The sequence below is a fragment of the Alteromonas gracilis genome, assembly GCF_043642145.1.
Classification (GTDB): Bacteria; Pseudomonadota; Gammaproteobacteria; order Enterobacterales; family Alteromonadaceae; genus Alteromonas; species Alteromonas gracilis_B.
Window position 1 is genome coordinate 68,933 of record NZ_JBHZRZ010000010.1, and the last position, 26,408, is coordinate 95,340.

Consider the following 26,408-nt stretch of genomic DNA (forward strand, 5'->3'; position numbering starts at 1 on the left):
CTAATTGAATGTGAGAAGTGTAGGTTATATGGCGCAAAGCAAGCAGTCTCAGATTAAACTCCTGATTGCAAAAGGTAAAGAGCAAGGTTACTTAACCTTTGCAGAAGTAAACGACCACCTGCCGCAAGATATTGTCGATTCTGATCAAATCGAAGACATAATCCGCATGATTAACGACATGGGAATTCAAGTTTCTGAATCAGCTCCTGATGCAGACGAACTTCTCATGCAAGAAGCGAATGCTGATGAAGATGCTGCAGAAGCAGCAGCTCAAGCACTTGCAACTGTAGAAAGTGAAATTGGCCGCACGACTGACCCTGTTCGCATGTACATGCGTGAAATGGGTACCGTTGAACTTCTTACTCGTGAAGGCGAAATTGAAATCGCTAAGCGAATTGAAGATGGTATCAACCAGGTACAGTGTTCAGTTGCAGAATATCCAGAAGCAATCACTTATCTATTGGACCAGTGGGATCTATACGAAGCAGAAGAGATTCGCTTAAGCGACATCATCTCTGGTTTTGTTGATCCTAACGATGAGCAAGATCTTGCTCCAACAGCTACCCACGTCGGCTCTGAATTGTCTGAAGAAGAATTAGATGATGAAGATGACGACGAAGATGATGACGATAGCGACGAAGACGATAGCGGTGTAGACCCAGAGCTAGCCCGCGAACGTTTTGCAGAACTTCGTGAACAGTATCTCAAAACTCGTGAAGTGATTGAGAAGAAAGGCCGTGCTCACGCCGACTCTCGCGCACAAATTAACGCTTTGAGCGACGTGTTTAAAGAATTCCGCTTAGTGCCAAAACAATTCGATCGCATGGTTAAGAACATGCGCGAAATGATGGACAAGGTGCGAATTCAAGAACGTCTTGTGATGAAGTTCTGCGTTGTTAACGCGAAGATGCCAAAGAAAGACTTTATCAAAGCGTTTGCTGGTAACGAAACATCGAGCGCGTGGCTGCACGATGCAGTTAAATCAGGTGCGCCTTACGCCGCTGAACTTGCTGTTAACCAAGAAGAAATTGAACGCTGCATTAGCAAGATGAATCAGGTTGAGCAGGAAACTGGCCTGGTTATCGCAGATATTAAAGACATCAACCGTCGCATGTCTATCGGTGAAGCAAAAGCACGCCGTGCGAAAAAAGAAATGGTTGAAGCTAACCTGCGTCTTGTTATCTCAATTGCGAAGAAGTACACCAACCGTGGTCTTCAATTCCTTGACCTTATTCAAGAAGGTAACATTGGTCTAATGAAGGCGGTTGATAAGTTCGAATACCGTCGTGGTTATAAGTTCTCAACTTATGCGACGTGGTGGATTCGTCAGGCAATTACTCGTTCAATCGCTGACCAGGCGCGTACCATTCGTATCCCTGTTCACATGATTGAGACGATTAACAAGCTTAACCGTATCTCTCGTCAAATGCTTCAGGAAATGGGTCGTGAGCCTACACCTGAAGAATTGTCAGAGCGCATGCTAATGCCTGAAGATAAAATTCGTAAGGTACTTAAAATTGCTAAAGAGCCAATCTCGATGGAAACTCCTATCGGTGATGATGAAGATTCACATCTTGGCGACTTTATCGAGGACAGCACCATTATTCAGCCCCTCGATTCAGCAACAGGCGGTAGCTTAAAAGACGCAACGCAAGAAGTGCTAGCAGGCCTAACAGCCCGTGAAGCGAAAGTACTTCGCATGCGTTTTGGTATCGACATGAATACCGACCACACGCTTGAAGAAGTAGGTAAGCAGTTTGACGTAACCCGTGAGCGTATTCGTCAGATTGAAGCAAAAGCACTTCGCAAGCTTCGCCACCCTAGCCGTTCTGAGCAGCTACGCAGCTTCTTAGACGAATAGTGGTAAGGCAACACTGATATTAAAAATCCCCAGCTCTGCTGGGGATTTTTTTATGTCTTCGTTTTATCCAAATTCTGTTTTACCTAGCGCCACTAACAGTAGCTTTTACGTAATCGGCGCATACAAAAAAGCCCCCTTGCGGAGGCTCAGTATTCCATTACAACTTAGAATGAATGAACGTTACCAGTTACACCCTAAACTGTTTAGCAATTGATTCTAAGTGCTGTGCTAGGTCGGCAAGTTCATTACACATTGTACCAAGCTCACCTGAACGACTTGCTGTTTGCTCGGTGCGCTCGTGAATTTCATCTACATGTCGAACAATGTCTACCGCAACAGAGCGTTGATCTTCCGTATTGTGAGCAATTTGCTCGTTCATTTGATTAATGCGCCCTATCGTACTGGTGATAGTCTCTAGGCTGCTACCTGCTTTATTCGCGGTTTCCACACTGCTCGAAGCCTGTTCAGTACCACGTGCCATCACTTCTACCGCAGAGTGCGCAGCGTTTTGTAGCTGCTCGATAGTGCTTTGTATTTCTTCTGTAGATTGCTGCGTGCGCGATGCTAGCGTTCTTACTTCGTCTGCTACAACCGCAAAGCCACGACCTTGCTCACCCGCCCTTGCAGCTTCAATGGCGGCGTTAAGCGCCAGCAAGTTAGTTTGCTCTGCAATGCCCTTAATAACGTCTAGAACTGACCCCACTTTGTTAGAGTCTGATTCAAGACGTGCTATAACATCAGCGGTCTCGCGTACGTTTTCAGCAAGTTGTTGAATACTAGTAACCGTTTGTTGAACGATTTGTCGGCCTTCGCCAGCAGCCGTAGTAGCTTCATTAGCATCGTTGGCAGCTTGTGCAGCGCTGTGTGCAACACCGTCAACTGAACCACTCATAGTGTCTACTGCGCGCTTGGCGTTAGTTGCAGATTTCTGCTGCACATCAATAGTACGTTGCGTCTCTTCTGTAACACCACGTAGGTTTTGGGCCAAGTTTGAAAGCGGTAAACTCGCTTCTACTACATCGCGTACTACGCCTTGAAGCTTGTCCATAAATTGGTTGAACCAGTAAACTAACTCGCCAATCTCATCTTCGCTTTTAGTTTCAATGCGCACTGTCAGGTCGCCATTTTCTTGCGCAATGTCTTTAAGCGAACGTACTACATCATCAATGCTTTGCTTGATACCGCGAACAATTGGCACGGCGGTAGCGAAGAGTAAAACGGTGACAACAATTGCCAGTATAACGCCGGTACTTATAAGTGAATTGTTTGCACTGTCTGTGTTTTCGAATGCTTTCTCGAATGCCGCTTGCTGCGCGTCTCTGAACTGAGACATGGCCGCAATAACCCCATCATAAGATTGATTCATTCGCGCAGACAATTCACCTAAGCGACTGAAATCAGCCGTACCATTAACCATTGACTTTGAAACATCAAAAGCAACATCGAAATAGTCGTCAAAACCCGATGAAATTCGTGATATTTCAGAACGGAATTCTGGGCTTATAGAAGCAATTTGATTAAGACCGCTCTTTGCACCCTCAGCAAGGTCTTGCGCTACAGCTAGCGTATCTTGATCGCCAGTGGTCACGGCACTAGACAGTGTGTCGCGTACTTTTTGCATTTCCACTAACGTAGAAGCAGATAGCTGTAATGCTGGAAATTGGACTTTCTGAACTTTCTCTAATGTAGCGCCATTATTTAACGCTGTATAAACAGTAATAAGCAAATAGACGATAAAGCTTAGCGCCGCTATACCCGGTATGAGAAAAATTTTAGTCGCAATTGGCATTTTTTTTAAAAAATTCATCAGCTATCCCACTGTTTATATTTGTTGGGTTTTACAACTATAGATTATCGTAAATCTAAACCCTTTCCAGTATATATCTGCCAAATAAATAAATTCTTTAGTGAGTTGGTCTCTCTAAGCAGAGAGACCAACCATTTTTCTTAGAACGTATAGTTAGCCGCTACGCGAAGTAACGTCGCATCATTTAGGTCGTTCAAATCGTCAGAGAACCAAGTTACATCGGTCTTAAGAGCGAAGCCAGGCTCAAGATCGTAACGCAGACCTAGCGTTACTGCCGATACCTCATTCTTCTGCTGAGCCACTAGACCTTGCGCAGTCTGTAACACGGTAGCCCAAGTTCCATCTATTGCAGCACTTCCAGAATCAATAGTAGATGGAAGGCCAGAAAGATAACCAACTCTATCGCTGATATCACCCTCTTCAACTTCATATGTGATATGTGGAGTAAATTTACCAAAACGCATGCCAGCGGTTACGTACCACGCATCGTTAGTTGCAATAATCGAGTCTTCAACTTCTACACGAGTATACTCTGCACCGACAAACCAATCGTATTTATCAACATCCATGGCTATTTCGAAAAATGAGCCAGAGTCTTCATTCACGCTTAATTGGTCTGCCGCTCTTGCAGCACCGTTTACAACAGCATTCAACTGACTAAAGCCATCAATAAAGTTGTCGAAATCATCATTAGTGGCCGACACCTTTCCTGTACCTACCAACGAGCGAGCGCTAAACCAGTCGCGCGTTAACTCTACTGATAATGTAACGATGTTTTTTACCTCAAGATCAGCAGGTGTCCCGCCAATTACCGTTTCTTCTTCTGTTCGACCCACGGTAAGCTGTGCACCGTATTCCCAGTCGCCCGCGAAGTTTTGGTAGTCTATGCGAACACCGTCTAGGTTGTTGTAGTCTATGCCATATACTGCGTTAGGCGGTGTGATCCAATGGTAAGCATAGCCAACATCTAACGAGGCAGAATATTTAAATAATGGCAAACGAAGACGACCAGCACTTACACTAATGTTGTTATTGACCATATAAGTTAGATAAGCCCACTCGAAATCAGCGCTGTAATCGTCTCTGCCACGTCCTACTACCTGTGCGGTGGCAGAAAGCTTATCACTTACTTCACCACGCACTTGTAGTCCGAATACGCTAGCTGGGTCAAAATTGAAATCGCTGTCATAACCGTATAACGACTCATCGTCATCCAGTGTCATACCACCAACAAGGTTGGCAAAGCCGTTAATTTGAATGTCTGCCATTGCCGGAGTAGCTAACAGGCCAGCCATAGATAAGATAGCAAGTTTGGTTTTCATGCGTGTTCCTTTAAATTCTTTTGTATGAGCGGTAAGTTAGAAAGTAGCGACAACGCGCACGCTGTCGTTTACCGCACCGGCATCAACATATCCGATAGCGCTTGGGTTGGCTGCCACTGCAGATAAAACTTCTGCGTCGCTGCCCATCGCTTTTGGTGGCTGACCTTTACCGGTAAAAACTAATTTTGACCAAAACGCAGTAAGCTGTGCTGCTGTTTTGTTTAATACTTTCCCATTGAACTCATCGGTGGCTGCTTGGCCTTCCGCTAAAGCAATTGGTTCTGCTTGTGTACCGCCAGGGAAGGCTCTTGCCTTATTCAAAAATAGGCGGCTGATGCTATCTTTATCGAGAGAGTCTGCGTTACTTGGATGAACAATAACGGCTACATCGGCAAAAGCTACGTTACAGCATAAACCTGCTGCAAGTATCCATTTCTTCATGGTATGTCCTCTAGAGTCTATTGAAATGCTTGCTCTTCGTTTATTGAAATCTTCTTTTTCACCGAGTAAATCGGTAGTGGAGTATTTAAACGGTCTTGAACAAACATGTAATTGTGTACTCATACAACGAAATAAGTATTAGTCACAATTGCCATATTCGCCAACTTGAGCAAAAAAATTTAACTTCTATAAATGAACGACTTATGCAAGCGTCCGACTGTGACGCGAAGTTTAGAGGAAGTAGAAAGTTAAGCAACTATACAATTGTCTAATCCATACTTTTTAGCGTTATAAGTGGAATAAGAAATGTTAATAACCAACGAAAAACAGGAGCTTAACTATACTTTTCAATGCGTTATAAAAAAAGATGAAATCGAGTTACGAATAAGCCACAATATTTAGGTATATAAAAAAATACCTGAAACGTGTTCGCAGCGCTTAAATTTCAATCTATTTTTCGACTAGGAAACAGAAAGTTGGGTAGAGCATTCGCTCTACCCGAAATCAAGATTCACCTTTTTTGTACTCGATAGTTTGCTCTAGTTTTTCAATCTCCATTGTCCGTTTAAGCGGAGAGCCAGTGTTGCGAGCAAGCCAACTGTAGGCGGTAGGAACAACGTAAAGTGTCATAAAAGCAGATACCAGCACGCCGGAAAATATGACCATACCGATCACCATTCGGCTTTCTGCGCCAGGCCCTGATGCCAATACCAAAGGCAATGAACTGAATACCGTAGTAAACCCCGTCATAACGATAGGGCGCAAGCGCTGCGTCGCAGCGCGCTTGAGTGCATATTCAAACTCCATACCAGCGTCTCTCAGTTGATTAGCGAACTCAACAATAAGTATGCCGTTCTTGGCAGCAAGACCAATTAGCATTACCAAGCCGATTTGACTGTAAATGTTAATCGTCATATCGCTAAAAAACAGCCCAATGTAGGCACCAACCAGTGCCAAGGGTACCGTGAGCATGATAACCAAAGGATGAACCCAACTTTCAAACTGAGCAGCCAATATCAAGTAGGTTACCGCCAATGCGAGCATGAAAACATAAACAAACGAATTACCCGCTTCCTGATAAAGCTGCGACTCGCCTTTATAGTCAATAGACACATTGTCTGGCAGTTCAGTACTTACAATGTTCTCTAAGTACTCAAGTGCCTGCCCTAACGTGTAACCATCGGCCAAGTTAGCTGAAATAGTCACTGCGCGCATTCGATTATAACGGTTAAGCTGCGCCGACGTTGCCTGCTCTTCGAACGTGAGTAAGTTATCCATAGGGATCAACTCGCCGGTTCTATTGGAGCGGACGTATAGATTTTCTATACTGTTTGGGCTTCTGAAGTCTTCTTCTATGCCTTCCATTATCACGTCATACTCCTCTCCCCTGTCAAGGAAAGTAGAAACACGACGTTGACCAAGCATTACTTCTAACGTGCCGCCTATATCGCTAATTGAAACGCCAAGGTCTGCCGCTCTATCTCGATTAATATTAACTAACAGCTGCGGCGAGGTTTCTTTGTAGTCTGAATCAAGACGAATGAGTCTTGGATTTTGCGCAGCTTTCTCAAGCACGATATCCCGCCATTCGACTAAGTTTTCATACGTATCGCCTTGCAACACAAATTGGACTGGACGGCCCAAACCGCCGCCTGATATTCCACTTCGCATGATGGCGAAAGCGCGAACGTCTGGCACCGTATTTAGCTTTGCGCTTATTTCATCCATAAGTGAAAACGTACTGAAATCTCGCTCATCCCAATCAGCTGAGCCCACGATAGCAATGCCTGCATTACCTCCAAACCCGGGGGTTCTTACCAATAGACGGCTAATTTCTCCGCTTTCACGGTAAGGCATTAATATGCTTTCTATCTTTTCAAGGTTTCTCGCGTTACTTTCAAAACTTGCCCCTTCTTGAGCGTTCATCAAAATAAAGAAGTTACCTCGGTCTTCTTTTGGCACAAACTCGCTAGGTACTTTCTCTGATAGCTGTACCAGCGCGATAACGGCAATGACAAGCATGAGTAACATTAAAAGAGGCTGATGAAGGGTTTTACCTAACGTATTGAAATATCCATTCTCTAATTTTGAAAATCGGTTATCCATCCAACTTCCAAAACCAGAAGAGCGAGTGCGCTTTTTAAGAATTTTCGACGCCATCATGGGCGATAAGGTCAACGCTGTGAAACTTGAAAATGCCACCGCAGCGGCAATCGCTAAGGCAAATTCAGTAAACAATCTGCCGATATTCCCTTCTAAAAACACTAGGGGAACAAACACGGAAATAAGCACAAGGGTGGTGGCAATAACGGCGAAGCCAACTTCTTTTGCACCTCGATATGCAGCCAGAATTGGAGGCTCGCCCATTTCAATGCGACGATAAATGTTTTCAAGCACTACAATAGCGTCATCGACCACCAGACCTATGGCTAATACCATTGCCAGCAGCGTAAGCAAGTTGATTGAAAAGCCCAAAGCATACATAACGATGAATGCTGAAATTATCGATACGGGAACGGTTACCGCTGGAATTAACGTGGCCCTGATATTCCCCAAGAACAGGTAAATGACAATCACAACCATCAACATGGCGATACCAAGGGTTTTATATACTTCATCGATAGAGGCTTCGATAAAAACAGACGAGTCGTAGCTAGGTACAATAAAAATATTGTCAGGCAGCGTAGCTTCTATTCTTTCAATCTGTGCTCTGGCAGCACGTGCCACATCAAGTGTGTTGGCCTTAGACTGTTTGATAATGCCAAGGCCAATCATGTTAACACCGTCGCCGCGAAACTCAGTTTCGTCGTCTTCAGCGGTCAGTTCAACATTGGCGATCTCACCAAGACGAACTAAATAGCCGTTGTCGCCTACCGCAACCGTAAGCGCAGCAAAGTCATCGGGAGAAAGGAACGTTCTTGCAACTCTTACCTCAAAGTTACGGTCTGTGCTTTCCACCTCACCAGCTGGTAACTCTACATTTTCTGCACGAATAACTTGCTCTACGTCGTTAACCGTAATGCCTCTTGCAGCCATTGCATTGCGGTCTAGAAACACTTTCATTGCATAGCGCCTGCCACCACCAATTTGTACGCGAGCAACGCCATCTACTATAGACAGTCTGTCTACTAAAACGCGTTCGGCGTAGTCGGTAAGCTCCATAGTGTTTAAATTGGTGCTCCGTAGGTTGTACCAAACTACTGCACTTTCATCGGAGTTCGCTTTTGACACTTCAGGAGGATCGGCCTGATCGGGAAGGTTGTTCAACGCGCGACTCACCCGTTCTCGCACGTCATTTGCCGCCGCGTCAATATCTCGAGAAAGCTTAAACTCTATCGTAATGTCTGAGCGACCGTTACGAGAGGTTGATGTGACGTTTTTAATTCCTTCTATTCCCGAAATCCTATCTTCCAATAATTGTGTGATTCGGGTCTCCACAATGTTTGCTGATGCACCGGTATAGGTAGTGCTAACAGACACAATGGGTGGATCAATATCGGGGTATTCTCGCAAGCTCAACATCGTGAACGCGACAACGCCGAAAATGATCAGCAGTAGATTAATTACGGTTGCAAAAACCGGGCGCTTTACAGACACGTCTGACAGTAACATAGCTGTATGCTCCCTAGCGGTTTAATACGTTAACCGGAGAGTCATTGCGCACCCGAAGCGTACCTTCGGTTATCACTTCGTCTCCTTCATTCAAACCACTGACAATTTGTACAAGCCCCGGGCGGCGCTCACCAATGACCACTTCGGTTTGATGGGCGGTATCGTCTTTAACAACATAAACAAATTGCTTGTCTTGAACAGGTACCAGTGCCTTTTCTGGCAACACTAAGGTGTTTAGCACTCGTTTTTCAACAATTACGGTTAGTAACATGCCAGGGCGCAAGCGATTATCTTCGTTATCGATTGTGGCGCGTACACGAATAGACCGACTTATTGGGTCAAGGCGAGTATCAATACTTGAAATTTTTCCCTCAAACTCTACGCCAGGGTAAGCCACTGAAGATGCACTAAGAGTTTGTCCCTTCGCGACACTTGCCAAGTGGTTTTCTGCAATATTAAAGTCAACTTTGACAACGCTGATATCATCTAAGGTAGTAATCGTGTCGCCCGGCTGTACTAACGAACCAATACTTATTTCTCGGTTACCTAAAAGACCGCTAAAAGGGGCGCGAATTTGCATTTCATCAAGTTGCGCCAAGGCAATATCTAGCTGGGCTTGAAGCGCTTTTACCCGCGCCTGTTGTTCATCAAGAAGCTGTTCTGACGTGGCGTTTGATTGACGCAAATCGGCGATGCGATCGAACTGGCGTTTGGCTTCATTGATATTTGCTTTAAGCTCTTCAACCCTCGCACGTTCTTCGGTGTTATTCAATTGAACGAGTAATTCGCCCTTTGTTGCTTCATCGCCATCTTCAAAGTTGATTGTTTTGACGGTGTCGGTCACTTGCGCAGTGATGTTGACTGACTCATTAGCGATAGCGGTGCCAAGAGACTCAATAGTGATGGGAAAAGCCTGTGTTGACACTAACGCGGTCTTAACGGGGGTCGCACGTGCATTGCCGTTTCTTGCGCTTTTCTCTTCGGGCAAGTTCAAATAAATTAATACACCAGCAAGCAACACCACACCAATTAACAGGGGCGATAAAGATAATCGTGAAGACATAACCATTCCTATGGGTAAAAAGTCTCCCGTCGAAAACTGCTTTTTGAGATTGCGGGAGTACTTAAGTACACAATGCAAGCTAACGATTCGCTGTTAGCATCGATAAACGTTTAATTGTGCACTGTGTAATTACTGTTTTATTTTTGTTTTTTGCTTCGGGTCTGTCGTTTACTATTGTCTACTTTCACAATTTTAACAAACAGGCTCTATAGTATTTTACCCAAATCGATGGTCATCTTATTTCGCTTATCAGCTTTATTCGCTGTTTTAACGCTTTTTGCTTGTTCGCAATCATCGCAAAACGCACCTATGTGCCGTGTTTCAGATTCACTTTCGTATAGAAAAACAATGGCAGAGTTGAACGGGCAGGTTGCCCCTATTGGTGCCGCCTGTCTTATCAAAGCTAACCAACATGTATTGCTGATTGAGCACAGGCTGTCAGGTAAACTGGATTTTCCAGGAGGTGGACTGTTAGATGGCGAGTCAATAGCTTGCACAGCACACAGAGAAACTTGGGAAGAGACTGGGTTTAACGTTGAAATTGCGCAATATTTATCTACAACTCCTAATGGCTTAGTACTATTTGGCTGCAACTTGAATGCAGGAATCGAAGCGCTACCTAACGAGTTTGATGCTCCACCATGGGCAAAACTAGAAGTCAAAAAACTGGTTAAGGCGGACCCGTTTTCGCTGAACCAAGACTCAATGCGCTTTAAAGACGATCTTATTCCCTTACGCAATGGTTATACCCAATTCGTTATAAACTCGAACTGACAAAGCATTGTTCATTGTTGCGGGTATTGGTAAATTGACTGCACTTTTCAAAAAGGAGAAATGGCTTGTTTTCACTGCCAACCCAAAGCCTTAAAGGCAAAGTATCTGAGCAAGAGTGGCAAACCCGCGTCGATTTAGCCGCGTGCTACCGCTTAGTGGCCGATATGCGGTGGGGTGACCTTATATATACCCATATTTCAACTAAAGTGCCGGGTACAGATCATTATTTAGTGAATGCATTTGGGCTTACCTTCGACGAGGTTACAGCTTCAAACTTGGTGAAAGTTGACTTACAAGGCAACATCCTTGACGACACTCCGTACGGTATAAACCCTGCAGGTTTCACCATACACAGTGCAATTCACGAAGTGCGTCACGACGCCCAATGCGTTATTCACTTACACACTTTAGCCACAATTTCTGTGGCGTCAGTGAAAGGTGGACTTAAGCCTTGGAGTCAATACTCTATGTTCTCTCTACCTTCACTGTCTTATCACGGCTACGAAGGTCTGGCCGTAGATGATAGTGAAAAGAAGCGTTTACAAGACGACCTTGGCGACACCAATCACATGCTATTGCCTAACCATGGTGGCCTAACGCTCGGCCCCACCGTAGGCGATGCATTTATGCGGTTTTACGATTTACAGCGCGCGTGCGAGATTCAACTTGCCCTTATGCAATCAAATGAAGAGGTTATTGAAATACCACAACGCATTATTGATGGCATATACGCACAAGCCAACGTAGTTCACAGCGGTGAAACAGGCGGTCAAAAAGCATGGCCTGCAATGTTGCGCAAAGCGTATAGATTAGACCCAAGCTTTTGCGAATAAGTCACGCCGCTACACGCCAATAATTTTAAACAGGAATTGTTTTAACACTATGAAAGTCACCAAAGTAGAAATTTTTGATATTGAATGCCCCAAGCGCCCACAGTGGAACCCTGTCTTCGTGCGCGTGTATACAGACGAGGGCATTACGGGTGTGGGCGAAGCTGGACTTGCTTATGACTGGGGCCATAGCGCTGCGGCTCACATGATTAAAGAAATTGCGGAAGCGATGCTTATTGGCTTTAACCCGTTTCACACTGAATTACTGTGGTCAAGAATGCTGCGTGAAGGTTTCTGGGGATTAGGCGGCGGCCCAGTAATATATGCGGCGATGAGCGCAATAGACACCGCCCTTTGGGACATTAAAGGCAAAGCGCTGGGCCTGCCTGTGTACGAACTGCTAGGTGGAAAGACCAACGGCAAACTTCGTAGCTACGCCAGTCAGCTGCAATTCGACTGGGATAAAGAAGTAACCAAGCTGAACGATCCAGCAGACTATGCCCGTGCAACCGAAAAAGCCCTTAAAGATGGTTATGACGCCGTTAAAGTTGACCCTATCGTGTATGACAAAGACGGTAACACGCACTTCGATAGAACCAAGCTTTTCACTAAGCCAGAATTAAAGCTTTTCAAAGCTCGTCTTCAGGCTATTAGAGACACCATGGGCGAAGATGGTGACATTATCTTTGAGTGCCACAGCTTACTTGGCGCATCAACGGCAATTCAACTTGGTGATATCGTGGAAGAAATAGGCTGCTTGTATTACGAAGAGCCCGTGAATTACCTTAATTCAAAGCTGCACGACAAGGTCGCCAAAAACGTGAACGTGCCCATTGCTGGCGGTGAGCGTTTGTACCACCGTTGGGATGTGCGTCCTTACCTTGAAGATCAGTCAATTGACGTACTTCAACCTGATGTTGGTTTGTGTGGTGGCTTCACTGAAGCGAAAAAAGTGTGCGACTACGCCGACGTCTACGATGTACGTGTTCAAGCCCACGTTTGCGGTGGCCCGGTTGCCACAGCTGCTAGCTTGCATTTAGAAACAGCCATTCCCAACTTTTTAATTCACGAGCATCACACTTATGCCATAAAAGACTGGAACCGTGAGCTGTGTATTCAAGACCCTCAGCCGGTAAATGGCTTCATTGAAGCACCTGACACGCCGGGAATTGGTATCGATTTGAACGACGAGATTGTTTATCGCTCGCCGCACATGACAGTTACCGCACTGAAATAGTGCGGTTAATTTGACTACTTACATTATTACTGCGTGGGGTTGATACCGTTTATTCGCTCATTTTTATCGATACTAACGGCTACGCAATGTCGTACCATTGCTTAGCATTTAAAGAAATTAACGCCGCTTTTTGCTCATTATTAAGCGGCGTTGTCATATCTAAGAACCCCTGCCACAGCTTCGCATAGGGCATGCGCCACTGACAAAGTGGGAAGTTACTGGCAAACATAAGCTTGTTAACCCCCACAGTATCTAGCAAGGTTTCAAAAACAAAAGACGCTCGCTGCCACTGCCAATTGCGGTTTTGCATTTCCAAACCCGAAAACTTAAACACAGCTTGGCCGGTTTCAGCTAGGTTATAAATGTTTTTTCGCCACGTTTTAAATACCAAACCGTTTTTATCGTGCGGGGCAATTGCACTGTGGTTTATAGCAATATTAAGTGTTGAGGTTTTCTCTAGTACACCAAGTAGTGCATTTACGGCAGCGCTATCTGCAAGGTTAAACTGCGCATCAAAGGTTAACCCTTGCGCTGCTATGTGCCCTAGCCCCCATTTCACTTTTGGCGAGCGTAGCAGTGTCTCGGCATCATCATCGAGTATATGGCGTAGCCCGCGCACAGACTTATAGCCTTTTAATTTATCGATATGGCTACCAGCAGAAGGCTGTGTTAAGTCTATGCCTGCAACAAAGCGAAAAGGCAGGGTACAGTGACGCTCTAGAAAGGCGACTTCGCGCCACGGCCTTATGTTGTCGTACCCAGCTTCTATATGCACAAACCCGGCAATCTGACCTTGGGAGGCCCGAACGAGATTTTGCTCTGTAGTGCACGTAGCAATGGCAGTTTTATCAGGCCAAAAAGGCGGGTTATATGGTTTTAGCCAATTATAATGCCCCTCTTGTAAGGCAAAGAAATGAATGTGTGGATCAATCCAAGATTGTAAGGTTTCACTCACTTTTATTTTTCCGCATTTGATGAGGCGCTTTGGGTTCGGTATTTTTAATCGAGCATTTTTTATGGTGCGCGCTTTATTGTGCACTCTCTATTGTGCCGTATAGCCCCCATCAACCGCATACAGACTTCCAGTAATAAACGACGCTTTATCACTACACAAAAAGTAGGTAATTTCTGCCACGTCTTCAGGCTGCCCTAAGCGCCCTATGGGTTGCGCCGCGGCCTCTTCTGCAACAACTTCATTTTTATCTGCGCCAGAGCGAGCCACATAATTATCTATGGCGTTGTGGAAAAGCGGCGTTTCAATTGTGCCGGGGCACACCGCATTCACCCGAATATTAAACGCGGCGTAATCAAGCGCCGTGGTTTTTGCCATAGAAGCTAACGCCCCTTTACTCACACCGTAAGCAAACGAATTGCGCTTGCCAACAAAAGACTGATCTGAGCCCATCACAACGATGGCACCGTTGCCCTGTTCTTTCATTAATGGCAAACACGCTTTAATTGCGCCATAGGCCCCTTTAACATTCAAGTTGAATACTTTATCAAGCAGCGCTTCATCGGTATCTTCAATAGTTGCTGAAACATGAATTCCCGCGTTGCATACTAACGCATCTATTCGCTGATAAGCGTCAACAACCTCACTAATGGCCGCTTCAATATTGCTTACCACGCTAACATCACAGTGCTTCCACGTTGCATTGGGTAGGCCTTGTTCAAAATCTCTTATGTCTAGATTAACGACCTGGTAGCCGTTTTCGCTAAAGAGCCTACACACCGCATAACCAATACCCAAACTTCCACCAGTAACAATACAAACTGGGCGTTGCTTGTTTTCAAATGTGTCATGAGCAGTTTTATTTATCGTGTTCACGGCAGTGTGAGTTGAACTATCTGAAGCCATTTCGTTGTATACCACGTAGTGTTTGCGTTCATAGAATGTAGGCTAAGGATGCCAGTGAGAACAAGAAATGCAAGCCAACATATAGTTGATGGCCAATAATGTTCAGCGCTAGTTGGTTCAAGCTATCTGAAAACAGCACTCACACATCACCCAAATTTATTATTAAGTTTCCGTTAGCGGGCTATTCGGACTACGCTTTTTGTGACTATAATAGACAAAATTAAAACACTTGTTTGAAAAAGGAGTCTTCCATGCCTCTGTACCACGCCCCAACAACTGATTTTCAGTTCTTATTAAAAGACTGGCTTGGACTTGATGCTCACTACCAAAAGCTAGGAATTAGCGACTTCGATAGCGATTTGGCAAATGAAATTATTGCACAAGGCGCAAAGTTTGCCCTTGATGTTGTAGCACCGCTAAACCGCGAAGGCGACGAAGAAGGTTGTAAGTTAGAAGGCGGTAAAATTACTACGCCAAAAGGCTTTGCTGACGCTTATCAAGAGTATGTCGCAAACGGTTGGAACGCCATGCTAGGTACAGCCGAATACGATGGCCAAGAGTTACCTTACACCATGGCTGTGCCCGTTCACGAAATGCTAAACGCGGCGAACTTAAGCTGGCGTTTAACCACCATGCTTACCGAAAGTGCAACGCTTGCCGTTACTAAACACGCAAGCAAAGCGTTAAAAGACACCTACCTAGCTAAATTAATTAGCGGTGAGTGGACTGGCACCATGAACTTGACCGAGCCGCATGCTGGAACAGATTTAAGCTTGCTTAGCACGAAAGCTGAGCCACAAGGCGACGGCAGCTATAAAGTGACGGGCAATAAAATATTTATCACTGCCGGCGACCACGACTGGAGCTCAAATGTCATTCACCTTGTACTGGCACGACTACCAGACGCGCCAAAAGGCGTAAAAGGCATTAGCTTATTCTTAGTACCTAAATTCCTTCCAGATGCCAGCAATGAACCAGGTGAAGCGAACAGCTTGTCTGTAGGCAGCATTGAACACAAAATGGGCATTAAAGCGAGCCCGACTTGTGTGATGAATTTTGACGGTGCAACTGGCTACTTGGTTGGTGAAGAAAACCAAGGCTTAGCGTGCATGTTTACAATGATGAATGACGCGCGTTTCCAAGTAGGATTGCAAGGCCTAGGTGCAGCGGAAGCATCTTATCAAGGTGCACTGACTTACGCTCGTGAACGTGTACAATCTCGCGCGCCGCAAGGCATTCAAAACCCAGACGGTAAAGCCGATCCAATCGTATTTCAGCCTGATGTTGCACGTATGCTGCTTACTCAGAAATCACTGATTGAAGGTTGTCGTGCACTGTCGCTTTTCTACGCTAAATTTATGGACGTAGAAAAGCTAGGTGAAGGCCAAGAAAAAGAAGATGCAGATAAGATTCTTCAATTCCTAACGCCAATTTGTAAGGCCTTTATGACTGACATGGGTCTTGAAACTACCAGCCTTGGCGTTCAAGTGTTTGGAGGCCACGGCTTTATTCGCGAATGGGGCATGGAGCAACTAATGCGCGACGTGCGAATTGCCATGTTGTATGAAGGCACCAACGGAATTCAAGCCCTAGACCTAATTGGCCGCAAGCTTACGCGTGATGGTGGTCAGATGATGGAAGCTACCTACAAAGCGTTTAATGCGCTAGTAAGCGACATTCAAGACAGTGAAGCTCAAGGTTTAGCGCAGGGCATTCTAAACGACTGGCGTGCATCATCAGCTGACTGCCTAGGTATGGACGCAACAACAGCGGCATCTGCTGCGTGCGATTACCTAGCCTACAGTGCTTACTCGCTAATTGGTGTGTTGTGGTATAGCATGGCAGATAAAGCGCAGCAGTCAGACAATGCTGTACTAGCGGCCTCTAAAGCGAAAACTCGCGACTTCTACATGGAACGAATTCTTGTACGCCGCGATGCACATAAAGCGGCTTACCAAGCTGGCCCTGAAAGCACGTTAGCTATTTCTGGTAACGAATTCGATTATCTTTAATAGTATTAGTTAGATGACTCTAGCCTGTGTAACATGGGCTAAAAATCAAAAAAGGTCACTTCAATAGTGACCTTTTTTATGTGTATATATTTTTGCTAACAACGTTAGTTAGTCGTCGCGACTTGCTGTGAGAAAGTATCTGAGAACCAATCATCAAGCATGGCCTTTTCGTAAGATAGGGCCTCTCCACGTCTGTGACGTACATGCGAATCAATGAAATCCATGTCTTTAAGCTTAACGTCTTCATCACTTAAGATAACTTGCCCTTCGGCATTGGAAAGCGTGTAGCTAAATGTCATTCTAGGAATGTCAACTCGTCTAATAATACGAACGTCATTACCGCCGCCTTGAGCAAACCCTACAAATTGACTTGGCCATACTTCACCCGCTAAATCTACGTTTGTTACCGTCATCGATAAAACCTGAGACTCAGGAAGCTCGCTCGACAGTTCCACAATATGCGCTTCAAGTTGTTTAAGGGTACGTTCACGAAATCGTTTGCGAGACTCATTCGAAGGCCTTACATCGGTGTAAGACTCAGGCTCTTCCCATGTAATTTTAACTTCCGCCGCTTGCGAGGGCGCTAAAACCGCAAGTAACCCCACCGCAGTGGCACAACTCAAACAAGATAAAGTACGTAATTTATTCACTTTTGTGCTCCTAAATTCGGTCATCAGTCTGTAGTTCTACAAGGCGCGAAAGTGTCGACTTGTCTGCGTTATTGTTTCAAATTAAACATCTTAGTTCAGATGAATTAATCTTCAATTTGCATAACTGAGGACTGCTTTATGATTAGGCACAGCTGTGTCCGTTTAGTTCCCGTAAAATTCGGATTGATATCATCATTTTCGCAGTAAGTGTTATAAAACTTCTTAACACTAGCACCATTGGCGGTGATTTGATTCGCGTACGTTTGCTGGTAGGGCTTTAACGGGCCCAATTGCGTGTTTATTTTGTCTTGTAAACGGCTTAACTCTTCACGTTCTGGAAAAGTCGCGATGGAAACAAGCCAATCAGACACAGAGTTTTGAATATCTTGGAAAAGATATTGAACGAATGGAGAACGCAACACTAAAATCAGAACAATGATTTCAGCGGCGATAATAAAAAACCTCAACATGACTTCTCAGCTAACCGGACCGACATTTAAAACAAACAGCGCCAAATTTTGTAAGCACGCCTAACAGAAAGGACCTTTACTGCTCTTTGCTAATTTACGCTTTATCCCTGTTTAATTTACGCGACTAAGACAGTAATTGACCACAATAACGTTGACGATAGTAATGCGAATTTAGTTTACCTGTAAATACAGTAATTAATACTCATGTATACTGGTGCCTATGCTTTCTTGGTTTTCGATGGACTGTTTCGTCTATTTAAACATGAGCGGCATAGAATGAGCGCCAGCCTAACATTCTGAAGTTTCAGTATTGACTGAAACTTTAAAAAGATTCAACATACGCCTCATTATTGATCTACATTAAAATTGATATTTCGAACACAGTTATACTGTGCAGGCAGTTCGTTACGTCATATAAGGTTAAGCTATGAATGAACAAATACCGGTAAAGACCGTAACACCGGTAAAAGTACATAAGCCGAAGGGAAATACCGAGGGAAAACGCCATGATTCTCGCAGCCGTGTTTACGTGCGCGCTGTTAAGGGCCCTCTAGAAACATTCAGAAGAATGTTTGGCCTTTTCTTTCTGGCCCTTTTTGCCGTAATTCCGTGGATTCAATACAACGGCCATCAAGCGGTACTGCTTGATATTGGCGAACAGCGCTTCACTATTTTCTCGCTCACGCTGTGGCCTCAAGACCTTACGTTACTGGCGTACATATTTATCGTATCTGCATTTGCGCTTTTCTTTGTTACCACCTTTGCTGGACGTGTGTGGTGCGGATTTATGTGTCCGCAAACAACATGGGTGTATATCTACACTTGGTTTGAAGAGAAGTGTGAAGGCCCTCGAAACAAGCGAATAGCGCTTGATGCGCGCAAAATGGATCTCGATAAATTTCTGCGCAAAACTGCTAAGCATACGGCTTGGGTAGTGGTAGCGCTGTTAACCGCGTTGACTTTTGTTGGCTACTTCACGCCAATTGACGCGCTGTTTATCGATTTCGTCACATTCAACACCAGCTTTTGGGCAGGTTTTTCTATTATTTTCTTTGCCGTATGTACCTACGGGAATGCGGGCTACATGCGAGAAATCATGTGTACCCATATTTGTCCGTATGCGCGTTTCCAGTCTGCCATGTTTGATAAAGACACCTTTACGGTGGCATACGATGCACAACGCGGTGAACAGCGTGGCCCCCGCCCTAGAAAGCTTAGCCACGAACAAGTTAAAGAAAAAGGGTTGGGCGACTGCATAGACTGTAATTTATGTGTGCAAGTATGCCCGACAGGTATCGACATACGTAACGGTCTACAATACGAGTGTATTAATTGTGGTGCATGTGTCGATGCGTGTAACGGTGTGATGGACAAAATGGGTTATCCCAAAGGACTTATTAGTTTTACGTCAGAGGAAGAGCTGGCCGGTGGAAAAACCCATGTGATTCGTCCAAAACTTATTGGCTACTTTGTTGTGCTTGTTGTCATGATAGGCTTACTGTTTGCAAACATTTGGATGCGAAGCCCAACTGAGGTAGATATTATTCGCGATAGAAATTCATTGTACCGCGAAACTAATGAAGGCCTTATTGAGAACGTTTATACCATTAAAGTTCTGAATAAAACGCAGCAAACTCAAACCTACTTTATTGCAATAAAGGGCCTGCCTGACTACAAATATATTGGCGAGCAAGAGGTAACGGTTGCAGGTGGTGCGGTTTACAGCACGCCAATTTCAGTTGCAACTGACGCCTATAATCTGGAAGATACGGTTACCGATATTTTTATCAGTGTAACCACCACAATTGATGGGGAAACGGTTACTGTTGATGAACCAACGAAATTCCTTTATCGATGACAGATTTTTCTTTTTCTGGCCTTAGCCCAGACACTATTTTAGATGCCCTGGAAAGTCAGGGCATTTTTCTTCAAAGCGGCCTGTTAGCGCTTAACAGCTATGAAAACCGCGTTTATCAATTTTTGGCTGAGGACGGTCAGCGCTATGTAGCAAAATTCTACCGCCCCGGACGCTGGACTGACGCTCAAATACTGGAAGAACACGCATTCGCCACCGAGCTGTTGGAAAATGAAATACCCCTTGCTGCGCCTATCGCGCTGAACGGTAGTACGCTGCACCATCATAAAGTTGAAGAAACCGATTACCGCTTTGCTCTATTTCCTTCAGTAGGTGGCAGGCAGTTTGAAAACGACAATTTAGATCAGCTTGAATGGATGGGGCGCTTTATTGGTCGCATTCATCGCGTGGCCCATTCAAAGGGCTTTGCTCACCGCCCTTCTATCGACATTGAAAGCTACCTTAACGAACCTAAACACGTACTTGAACAAAGCACGCTGCTACCTGGACATCTGAAAACGGCTTTCTTTGCCATACTTGAACCCGTAATTGAAGCGACTAAAAAAGCCTACAAACCCACGTCCAACATTCGTTTACACGGTGACTGCCACCCTGGCAATATTTTGTGGCGCGACGGTCCAACATTTGTCGACCTTGATGATTGTCGTATGGGCCCTGCGATTCAAGACTTGTGGATGATGTTAAGCGGCGACCGTCAACAGCAGCTTCTTCAGCTAGATACCTTGGTGGAGGCCTATGAAGAATTCCACACATTCGATTCATCGCAACTTGTGCTTATTGAGCCACTTCGCGCAATGAGAATGGTTCATTATATGGCGTGGCTTTCAAGACGCTGGGAAGATCCTGCGTTTCCTCGCGCCTTTCCGTGGTTTGCAGAAGACAAATATTGGGAAGGGCAAATACTTGCGCTTAAAGAGCAACTTTCCGTGCTTCAAGAGCCTGCTCTTAAACTGGGTTATTAACACTGCTTTATGAAAGCTAGGCTTTTGAGCGTCTGCTTTTAAACTTAAGCACACATGCACTTATGGGCGTTTCGATGTAAACGCCCTTGCCTTTCATCAAAAAGCGTAAGGTATAATAAACCGTATTCGCTATCATTTTTTAAGTTCTATATAATCGCCCGCGTGTAGGTGCCTTTATCTCATTTAAAGTTATTGCGCTTTTCATCAAGCCATCACTTTTAGCGAAGCACTAAAGGTTAAACGGGAAATCAGTGAAATACTGATGCTGCCCCCGCAACGGTAAACTCAACGCATCGTCGTTTTCTTTTCAAACGCCACTGTCTTTTACACGCGTAAACACGCGCCATTAGATGGGAAGGCAAAAGAGCCATTTACTTTACGTTAATGGTGAGTAAGCCCGGATACCGGCCTATGCTTTGCGGTGTCGTATGCTTTGCATTAACGCACACTTCCCTTAATCATGTGCTCGGGCGGAGCGCATCAAAGACAATAAAAAACCATGCGTACACATTTTACAAAAGCAGCCCTAGCCGCTGCGGTTATCTCGTGCTTAAGCACACCTTCATACTCTCAAAATACCAGCCAAGACATCGAGACCCTTACGGTAACTGGCACTCGATTACCGATATCGCTAACAAAACTTCCAGGTTCTGTATCGGTGTTAACCGAAAGTGATATCAAAGCGTCTGGCGCGTTGCAGCTAACCGACCTTATTCGCGGTTTGCCCGGCGTGAGCTTATCCCAATCTGGCAGCCCAGGTGGTCTTACAGAACTGCGTGTTAGAGGAAGCGAAACAAATCATTTATTGATTTTAATTGACGGGGTTGTGGCCAATGATGTTGGCCAAGGAAGCCTTGTTGACCTAGCGCACCTTACCAGTGCAAACGTAGTGCGTATCGAATTACTTCGCGGCCCGCAAAGCGCGAGATGGGGCAGCGGCGCAGTAGGCGGTGTGCTTAGCATAACCACAAAAGCTGGACAGTTTGCTAGCAAACAGCCTCACGTCGATTTTTCAGCTGCGGTGGGAAATCAAGGTACGCTGCAGGGCAACATAAACGCGCATTCGCAAAATGACAATGTAGGTGTTTCTGCTTACGCAAGCTACCTTAGAACCGACGGTGACAACGTGTCGCGCGTAGGTAATGAAGACGATGGCTACGATAATATGACAGCGGGCATTAATATTAATTATGCCGCAAGCACTGAGCACACATTCATTACCAACCTGCGGACTGTTTATTTTCAAAATGAATACGACGGAACAGACTTTGTTACCACTGGACTACCAGCAGATGCCGACAATGTCACCGACGGGAATCAGCTAAGCGCTAGACTTAGATGGGAATATACACCTGAAAACACGCGCTACAGCTCTGCGTTAAGTGCCCACTATAGAAAAGACGAAAACGACAATACAGTGTCGGGCATTGAAAACAGTGGAACCACTGGCGAACGCATAGAGTTAAATTGGACTAACTTTTACTCCTTCGACAAATGGAATGTTGCTGGTGGTGTTGAATATCTTCAGCGCCTTTTCGATCAGCGCGGGCTTCTGACCTTTGGCGATCCAAACCAGCAACAGCATGACAATACATATAGCTTTTTTGCTGAGGGTAGCGGGCAGCTAACCGAAACGCTAACCGCCACTGTGAGCGGCCGTTATGACAATAACAGCGAATTTGACAATGCAGTTAGCTATCGCGGCGGCCTTACATGGCAGGTAAATAAAGAATACGCTGTTTTTTCAAGCTTTGGCAAAGCGGTAAAAACACCAACGTTTACCGAGCGCTTCGGCTTTTTCCCCGCAAGCTTTATTGGTAATCCTAACCTTGAGCCAGAAACCAGTGAAGAATGGGAAGTTGGCGTTAAAGCAAACTGGCAAACATTATCAGGGCAAATTAGCGTATACACGGCTGACCTAGAAGATGAGATAAATGGTTTTGTGTTTATTTCTGATTTAGGTGCATTCAGTGCAGGCAATATCGATGGCGAAAGTACACGTGATGGCCTAGATGTAGAGCTTAATTGGCGTCACGATTTTGGTAATCTAACTGCCTCATACAGCTATTTGGACGCAGAACAAACGGATAGCGGCGTAACTACAACAGAGCTACGCCGAGCACGTCATCAAGGCTCTCTGACTTTCACTAGCGACTTTGGCACTGACAATTTCAGTTTTTACACCAAGCTTGCTTATACAGGTAGCCGTAATGACACTTTCTTCCCGCCCTTCCCTGAGCCTTCGCAAACACTGACGTCGTCGGCTTACACGCTTGCAACCGTTAATTTAGGCTACCAAATTGACCAGCAGTGGCAGGTTTCACTGCGCATAGATAACGCCTTTGATACCGATTACGAAGACATTGTCGGTTATGCAGGGCAAGAGCGACGCGCACTGCTTTCTGTTAATTACAGCATGTAGCTATCAGTATTAATTATTTTATTTTTAAAGGGTTACACAAATTCTGCGTAACCCTTTTTTATGCATGCTGTTGCCAAGCTACACAGTAATACCAGTCCGCATAGCTCATTACCCACTCAGCGAGATTTAAAATGTTCGTAATCACGGCGTGTTACCGCAGGTATAGTGGTTCTACATCAAGGTGACACAACAAAGAGTACGGACATTTTAAACTCGCCCTTCGGGAAGGTCTGGCAAGCTTCCTAGCTTCATTCTGGGAATTTGAAAGGGAGCAGCCATTCCTGCATTCCCACGCTTCGCTAGGTAACTTGCCAGCGCCTTCTGAGTGGGCAATGTTCTATGCGGATTGGTATAAACTTGTCTAATATAACGCTTGGTCCATCTGCATTTAAAATACCTCAAGTCACCACTTGGCTCGGTTTTCCAGGCCTTTTACCCTCTTTGAATCGCATTTTTTGGTGAGCTTATCGCGTACTAAGACATTGAAGAACAACAGGTCCTAGTTAAGCGAACAAGCCTGTGATAATCTCACCATCGATAATATTTTTTAAACATAGGATTATATTCCATGAAAAAATTAGCAGTAATGTTTGTCATGGCAATGCTTTTGCCTTTAACAGCCTGCGCTCAAGAGTCAGCGTCTAAATGGAAAGAAGGTACGCATTACAACGTACTAGATAAAGAAGCCACCGATAAGCCAGTAATTAATGAATATTTCTCATTTTGGTGCCCACATTGCTTCCAGTTTGAGCCCATCGTTGCACAAATAAAAGAGAAGAAAAGCGACGCTACTAAGTTCAACAAAGTACATGTGAACTTCATGCGCTTTACTGGTCCTGATGTTCAAGACGATGCAACTAAAGCAATGCTTATTGCTCGCGCGCTTAAGCAAGAAGATGCTATGAACGCAGCAATATTCAACTATATCCACAAACAACGTGCATCGATTACCGGTTTAAAAGACCTTCGCAATATCTTCGTTGTTAACGGTGTTGACGGTGAAGAGTTTGATAAGCTAGCAAACAGCTTTGGCGTTAACAGTATGGTTCGTAAAAACCAACAGCAAATTGAAGCGTACCGCGAGCACTTAACTGGCGTACCTACGTTTATTATCAACGGTAAATACCAGCCAACGTTCACTGCCGATATGACATTCGATGACATTGCTGATTTGATTGTTTGGCTATCTGAACAAAAATAATTTTCCACACAGGTAAGTTATTCACATACACCGCAATGGGCGCCCGGGCGCCCATTTTTATTCCTTGGAGACCTCATGCACGCAGTAAGCGATTTTGCTGACTTTATTTGTGAGCTTGATCATTTAAAAGCCGTTAAAAGGCAGATTACCCTTCCCTGTGAAAACTATCGTCAAGAAAACTCTGCTGAACACAGCTGGCATGTAGCATTAATGGCTAACATGCTAAGCCAATATGCTGTAAAACCTATTGATGTAGCCCGTGTTATTCGCATGATCCTTATTCACGATGTAGTTGAAATAGATGCCGGCGACATGTTTGCGTTTAACCATCAAAACGACCACGAGGCCCAGGCCGAAAAAGAAGTCGCTGCCGCTAAACGAATCTTTGGCTTGTTGCCATCGCCTTTAGATAGCGAGATGCTTGCGCTATGGCTTGAGTTTGAGGCCGCGGAAACAGCAGATGCCGAATTTGCTAAATCTATGGACCGCGTACTGCCTGTGTTTCAAAACATGAAAGACAACGGCGGCAGTTGGAAACGCCACGGTATAGCAAGAGAAAAAATTGAAAAACGAAATGTACATCTAAAGTCTTGTGCACCAGCGCTTTGGGATTACGTGATGCAGCAGCTGAATATTGCTGCTGAGAAGGGCTGGCTAAGTCAATAGTGACTCAGCCAGTCATTTTCTCTTTATTGATATAGCCTAGCGGCACTCGCGTTAAAAACGTGTTCCAATCCACATCCAGAAGCGGTTGGTATCTACCTTTGTATCGCCTGAATCATAAGTACCATACTTAATTCCGAAATTATATTTTCCTGCAAACTTCTTCGTATACTGAGCGTTAATTTCACTACCAAGGTCGTCAATACCATTACTGCTCTCGTCTGCTGAGAAATCGTGGTACGCCAGCAGCCATTTACCTCCGGCCAAACCGCCAGACAACGACACCCTTAAGTCTTTAAGGCCTTGCTCTGGCGTTTTTAAGAAAAGATCTGCCCAACCATTGAACTTGTGCAGCGTTGCAAGCGGCGTAGCGAACCCGTAAAGCCCATCGTCAGAGCCCAATATCTCATAATCTATTTTCGCTGTAATACCTGAAATCGTTGCTGCGACATAAGCATTAAGGTAAGACGCGTCGAAGTCTGTTGCGGTTTCACCCGACCCAGCCTCACTAGATTGAATAGCATACTCGCCACCATAGGCCCAGCTAACGCCCTCTCCTTTCGCTTTTCCGTCGTAGCTCATTCCGTAAGTATCTAACGCATTGTCTGTGTCGTTATCCACTTCCAACAAATAGGCATAGCCCACAAATTTACCCACTTTTGACATATAGCTGGCATGGACAATATGGTCTTTTGAATCTAAATCTGCCGCTTCAGCAAAAATACGATTTCTCTTGTACATATAGCTATAAAACAGCTCTAAATTATCACTTAGGTTATATTTAGCGCTTATAGCATCAAATGTCTGACGGTCTTGACGCCATCCAACGTGACCAATAAAACGATGGTCGTCCAAAGCAATTACCTGACGTCCAAGTCGGCCCGTAAACTTATCTGCTTTATATTGAATAAACGCTTGATCAACTTCTGTCGTTTCAGGATCTGCAATGACCGAGTATTCGCCAACATTAAATCCAGTCGGCCCCACGGTGAACTCATCCTGGCCCAGAACAATGCGACTGTCTTCTGCCTCTGCGGTAAATGAAAAACCATTAACGCTACCCGAGCTAAAGCCAATACGTGTGCGCAACGTAAGTGCGCTGGCATCTTCCAGTGCGTTATCTTCCTCGGCAGTCTCGTAGCGTAAATTAAGTTCTGCCCATGCTTTTGAGTTGCTTAATGCGCTATGAATATCATCCGCCATGGCGCTTGTACCCAATACCGACAATACAGATGCCGCTAGCATCTTAATGCTAAAGTTTCGTAACGTGCTCATGTGTTTTCCCTATCGATTTTAATTTCTTTTGGTCAACACTTTCCCGTCTGGCACCGAAATGCCAGTTGAAAA

The 26,408-nt window shown here is 44.9% G+C and carries 20 protein-coding genes and 1 riboswitch; of the genes, 10 read left to right on the forward strand and 10 right to left on the reverse strand.

Annotated features, from left to right (window positions below; all coding sequences use genetic code 11):
* The first annotated feature begins 28 nt into the window (after positions 1-28).
* Entirely contained in the window at positions 29-1,861 is a 1,833-nt protein-coding gene (gene rpoD, locus ACHUFN_RS16570; protein ID WP_394223633.1) for an RNA polymerase sigma factor RpoD, read from the forward strand.
* A gap of 187 nt (positions 1,862-2,048) precedes the next feature.
* Here the strand turns inward: rpoD and ACHUFN_RS16575 are convergent, their stop codons facing one another.
* From ACHUFN_RS16575 to ACHUFN_RS16595, 5 genes are all read right to left on the reverse strand, one after another.
* Positions 2,049-3,668 carry a methyl-accepting chemotaxis protein gene (locus ACHUFN_RS16575; RefSeq protein WP_394223635.1) on the reverse strand — a complete coding sequence of 540 codons (1,620 nt, stop codon included), beginning with the start codon at positions 3,666-3,668 and terminating at the stop codon, positions 2,049-2,051.
* A 140-nt stretch (positions 3,669-3,808) separates the two neighbouring features.
* A complete protein-coding gene (locus tag ACHUFN_RS16580) occupies positions 3,809-4,990 on the reverse strand; it encodes a topoisomerase IV (protein ID WP_394223637.1) in 1,182 nt (393 codons plus the stop codon).
* 36 nt (positions 4,991-5,026) lie between these two features.
* The gene (locus tag ACHUFN_RS16585) at positions 5,027-5,431 is read right to left on the reverse strand and encodes a type 2 periplasmic-binding domain-containing protein (RefSeq protein WP_394223639.1); all 405 of its coding nucleotides are present in this window, start codon (positions 5,429-5,431) and stop codon (positions 5,027-5,029) included.
* A gap of 504 nt (positions 5,432-5,935) precedes the next feature.
* Positions 5,936-9,043, reverse strand: a complete 3,108-nt coding sequence (locus tag ACHUFN_RS16590) for an efflux RND transporter permease subunit (protein ID WP_394223641.1) — start codon at positions 9,041-9,043, stop codon at positions 5,936-5,938.
* A gap of 13 nt (positions 9,044-9,056) precedes the next feature.
* Positions 9,057-10,106, reverse strand: coding sequence for an efflux RND transporter periplasmic adaptor subunit (locus ACHUFN_RS16595; RefSeq protein WP_394223643.1), 1,050 nt, complete (start codon positions 10,104-10,106; stop codon positions 9,057-9,059).
* Positions 10,107-10,454: 348 nt separating this feature from the next.
* On the opposite strand from ACHUFN_RS16595, the gene ACHUFN_RS16600 reads away from it, so the two are divergent.
* The 3 genes from ACHUFN_RS16600 (at position 10,455) to ACHUFN_RS16610 (ending at position 12,947) form a co-directional block, all read left to right on the forward strand.
* Positions 10,455-10,880 carry an NUDIX hydrolase gene (locus ACHUFN_RS16600; RefSeq protein WP_394223645.1) on the forward strand — a complete coding sequence of 142 codons (426 nt, stop codon included), beginning with the start codon at positions 10,455-10,457 and terminating at the stop codon, positions 10,878-10,880.
* A gap of 65 nt (positions 10,881-10,945) precedes the next feature.
* The gene (locus ACHUFN_RS16605) at positions 10,946-11,713 is read left to right on the forward strand and encodes a class II aldolase/adducin family protein (RefSeq protein ID WP_394223646.1); all 768 of its coding nucleotides are present in this window, start codon (positions 10,946-10,948) and stop codon (positions 11,711-11,713) included.
* Between the two features lie 49 nt (positions 11,714-11,762).
* On the forward strand, positions 11,763-12,947 hold the full coding sequence (locus ACHUFN_RS16610) for a mandelate racemase/muconate lactonizing enzyme family protein (RefSeq protein WP_394223648.1): 1,185 nt from the start codon (positions 11,763-11,765) through the stop codon (positions 12,945-12,947).
* A gap of 79 nt (positions 12,948-13,026) precedes the next feature.
* Here the strand turns inward: ACHUFN_RS16610 and ACHUFN_RS16615 are convergent, their stop codons facing one another.
* Positions 13,027-13,902: an amidohydrolase family protein gene (locus tag ACHUFN_RS16615; RefSeq protein ID WP_394223650.1), complete on the reverse strand. Its 876-nt coding sequence runs from the start codon at positions 13,900-13,902 to the stop codon at positions 13,027-13,029.
* A gap of 87 nt (positions 13,903-13,989) precedes the next feature.
* Positions 13,990-14,805 carry an SDR family NAD(P)-dependent oxidoreductase gene (locus tag ACHUFN_RS16620; RefSeq protein WP_394223652.1) on the reverse strand — a complete coding sequence of 272 codons (816 nt, stop codon included), beginning with the start codon at positions 14,803-14,805 and terminating at the stop codon, positions 13,990-13,992.
* Positions 14,806-15,056: 251 nt separating this feature from the next.
* On the opposite strand from ACHUFN_RS16620, the gene ACHUFN_RS16625 reads away from it, so the two are divergent.
* The gene (locus ACHUFN_RS16625) at positions 15,057-16,817 is read left to right on the forward strand and encodes an acyl-CoA dehydrogenase family protein (protein ID WP_394223654.1); all 1,761 of its coding nucleotides are present in this window, start codon (positions 15,057-15,059) and stop codon (positions 16,815-16,817) included.
* 104 nt (positions 16,818-16,921) lie between these two features.
* On the opposite strand, the gene ACHUFN_RS16630 is transcribed toward ACHUFN_RS16625, so the two are convergent.
* Both ACHUFN_RS16630 and ACHUFN_RS16635 read right to left on the reverse strand, forming a co-directional pair.
* Positions 16,922-17,467 carry a DUF3016 domain-containing protein gene (locus tag ACHUFN_RS16630; protein WP_394223656.1) on the reverse strand — a complete coding sequence of 182 codons (546 nt, stop codon included), beginning with the start codon at positions 17,465-17,467 and terminating at the stop codon, positions 16,922-16,924.
* A 104-nt stretch (positions 17,468-17,571) separates the two neighbouring features.
* Positions 17,572-17,937: a hypothetical protein gene (locus ACHUFN_RS16635; protein WP_394223657.1), complete on the reverse strand. Its 366-nt coding sequence runs from the start codon at positions 17,935-17,937 to the stop codon at positions 17,572-17,574.
* Positions 17,938-18,364: 427 nt separating this feature from the next.
* Here ACHUFN_RS16635 and ccoG point away from each other — a divergent pair, with 427 nt between their 5' ends.
* From ccoG to ACHUFN_RS16660, 5 genes are all read left to right on the forward strand, one after another.
* Complete coding sequence (ccoG, locus tag ACHUFN_RS16640) at positions 18,365-19,795, forward strand: cytochrome c oxidase accessory protein CcoG (protein WP_394223658.1); 1,431 nt, start codon at positions 18,365-18,367, stop codon at positions 19,793-19,795.
* A complete protein-coding gene (locus ACHUFN_RS16645; protein WP_394223660.1) occupies positions 19,792-20,775 on the forward strand; it encodes a serine/threonine protein kinase in 984 nt (327 codons plus the stop codon). Before ccoG ends, ACHUFN_RS16645 begins: the two co-directional genes overlap by 4 nt.
* 196 nt (positions 20,776-20,971) lie before the next feature.
* A riboswitch (cobalamin riboswitch) is annotated at positions 20,972-21,202 on the forward strand.
* A gap of 72 nt (positions 21,203-21,274) precedes the next feature.
* Positions 21,275-23,197 carry a TonB-dependent receptor plug domain-containing protein gene (locus tag ACHUFN_RS16650; RefSeq protein ID WP_394223661.1) on the forward strand — a complete coding sequence of 641 codons (1,923 nt, stop codon included), beginning with the start codon at positions 21,275-21,277 and terminating at the stop codon, positions 23,195-23,197.
* Between the two features lie 568 nt (positions 23,198-23,765).
* Positions 23,766-24,398 carry a thiol:disulfide interchange protein DsbA/DsbL gene (locus tag ACHUFN_RS16655; RefSeq protein ID WP_394223663.1) on the forward strand — a complete coding sequence of 211 codons (633 nt, stop codon included), beginning with the start codon at positions 23,766-23,768 and terminating at the stop codon, positions 24,396-24,398.
* 75 nt (positions 24,399-24,473) lie between these two features.
* Entirely contained in the window at positions 24,474-25,064 is a 591-nt protein-coding gene (locus tag ACHUFN_RS16660; protein WP_394223664.1) for an HD domain-containing protein, read from the forward strand.
* Between the two features lie 51 nt (positions 25,065-25,115).
* On the opposite strand, the gene ACHUFN_RS16665 is transcribed toward ACHUFN_RS16660, so the two are convergent.
* Positions 25,116-26,336: an alginate export family protein gene (locus ACHUFN_RS16665; RefSeq protein ID WP_394223666.1), complete on the reverse strand. Its 1,221-nt coding sequence runs from the start codon at positions 26,334-26,336 to the stop codon at positions 25,116-25,118.
* Positions 26,337-26,408: the final 72 nt, after the last annotated feature.